This window comes from Roseibium sp. RKSG952 (assembly GCF_009711355.1).
The window spans coordinates 1-1753 of the sequence record NZ_SMMF01000549.1 but is presented as its reverse complement, the minus strand read 5'-3'; the positions used below and the strand labels follow the sequence as shown (position 1 = coordinate 1753).

Below are 1753 nucleotides of genomic sequence, written 5' to 3'. Positions count from 1 at the left end.
GTCCTGTACTTGCTGAACAGCTCAAGCGTCCCGCGTGCCTTTGGTAAGTCTTCAGCCAAGAAACCGCCTCTCAGCAAGGATCGAGCCATCCATTTGCTGTATTCCTTGTTCATGGTCGGATCGAAGCCCATGACGTACGCTGCGGCCGACGCAGGAGTCTTTGGCGCGTCTGCACCGAGTTGCCGGCTCAAAAGCGCATGGAGTCTGTCGCCGTAGGAAACGACAAGATATGTCATGTGGCTGGTCACAAATGAATCCCTCGAGTTTTGGACATCCGGATATTATTAGGCACTGTCAAACCGAAACAAACAAGCAAGGCCGACGGGCTGGTGGCGTCGGGTTGCCCCGAGCGCCACTTGGTTGCTGGAAAGTGGCGCAACAGGTCCTGTTGGGCGCGTAGCGAACACCGCGAATGATTTTCAGCACAAACCGTCGAGACTGCTGGTCGACGAGAGCCATGCAATTTGCGCCGAGACGCTTAACGTCAAGGGAATGCTCTGGAACCGGGCACTCGTCTCCTTCTACTTGTCAAATTCATCGAGCCGGACTGAAGTGGTGGGAGTTTTCGATTAGTGGGGAAAAATCATGTCAAGACACGAATTCGAGCGCGGGGAAATTACCATCCCTTCTGCGGAGTGGGTTCGGTTCAAGCAGAAGCTGCGGGAGGCCAGCAACAGGACGGCCGTCAGACGCCTCGAATTAGCGACCAAGCTCTACAATTATTTGAAGTCTTCGAAAGCGAAGCCGTCTGAAGCCAGAGAGGTGGCCCGGGTGTTTCTAGAGCGCGAAAACACGGGTTCCGCCTACAGCGGTTACAAATACACGGACAACGATCTATTCGAAGCGCAGGAAGCGGTCATTAAGGGCGGCTACGGCAAGGTTCGTCCCAAGATTAGCAAGCCCCTGAAGAAGGATTTCCCGCTAGCCGGCAACAACGCGGAACGCCTGATCGAAGGGGAGGTCACAGTGCACTTCGACAACAAGAACAGGCGCGTCAGCTGGTACGTTGCGGAGAACAACCACGCATGCGAGAGGGCTCGCAATAGCATTCTCGGAAAGGCTTTCTTCGCTGCCCTGAAGTCGGTAAAATGGACCCGTAATTCCGGCGGCACTATCTACGGAAACGACGAATACAATAGGGAAGCCGATTACCCAGGCGGTGGCGGACATTACACGAAGGAGCGTTTCGGTTCCGACGACGTTCCGTTCTCCAGGCGGCTCTGAGCTTCCTTCATCTGACTGATCGCGTAGGGACTGAGTTGCAAGTCGTCTCTGCCTGTCGTCTCGAGGTCTGCCGGCTTTTCCGGAAGATACACCGCCTCGGATTTCGGGCCGTTCTCCGCGATGTCACGGGCGTTCAGGATCGAGTTGCAGTATTTAATCGCCTGGGCATCGGTCGGCGCGGCGGCAAGATGCTCCCGATCGACGGACTTTCTGACGCGGCGGTTCCTGTACTCAATTCGGAGACATCGATAATCGGCTTCGCGCGGCCACACGAGGGGCTTCAAGTTGGGTCAAGGAGTAAATCCCTCTGGATCGGTGGTCTGTTTTTCGGCGATCTCGATGCGCTCCTGTAGCTCGGTGACGGCCTCGCTCATGACGGAGGTGAGCCTTCTAGCTGTTACCAGTGCGTCCGCGTCGTCCATATACACGGCGTATTCGATCAACTTGCCGACGGCGTCTCGAAGCGAAGAGGCACCGAGGTCAACAACCCTTCCAAAGATCATCTGAACAGTGCGCTGGAAACCCCGTC

Annotated in this window: 4 protein-coding genes; 1 reads left to right on the top strand and 3 read right to left on the bottom strand. The window is 56.1% G+C overall.

The features are described 5' to 3' along the window. Positions 1-236, bottom strand: a 236-nt coding sequence (locus E1297_RS49620) for a hypothetical protein (protein ID WP_209015591.1), incomplete at its 3' end; no start/stop codon positions are given. A gap of 349 nt (positions 237-585) precedes the next feature. On the opposite strand from E1297_RS49620, the gene E1297_RS02160 reads away from it, so the two are divergent. Continuing rightward, a complete protein-coding gene (locus E1297_RS02160; protein WP_155133325.1) occupies positions 586-1224 on the top strand; it encodes a hypothetical protein in 639 nt (212 codons plus the stop codon). Here the strand turns inward: E1297_RS02160 and E1297_RS49000 are convergent. Together E1297_RS49000 and E1297_RS48995 are read right to left on the bottom strand one after the other, a co-directional pair. Next, positions 1170-1496 carry a hypothetical protein gene (locus E1297_RS49000; protein WP_196223140.1) on the bottom strand — a complete coding sequence of 109 codons (327 nt, stop codon included), beginning with the start codon at positions 1494-1496 and terminating at the stop codon, positions 1170-1172. The two genes, E1297_RS02160 and E1297_RS49000, sit on opposite strands and share 55 nt — an antisense overlap. 18 nt (positions 1497-1514) lie before the next feature. Next, positions 1515-1753, bottom strand: a 239-nt coding sequence (locus E1297_RS48995; protein WP_196223139.1) for a hypothetical protein, incomplete at its 5' end; no start/stop codon positions are given.

What these genes read in the sequence shown, in the direction of transcription:
- E1297_RS02160 (WP_155133325.1), top strand. Translation starts at nt 586, where the DNA reads ATGTCAAGACACGAATTCGAGCGCGGGGAAATTACCATCCCTTCTGCG.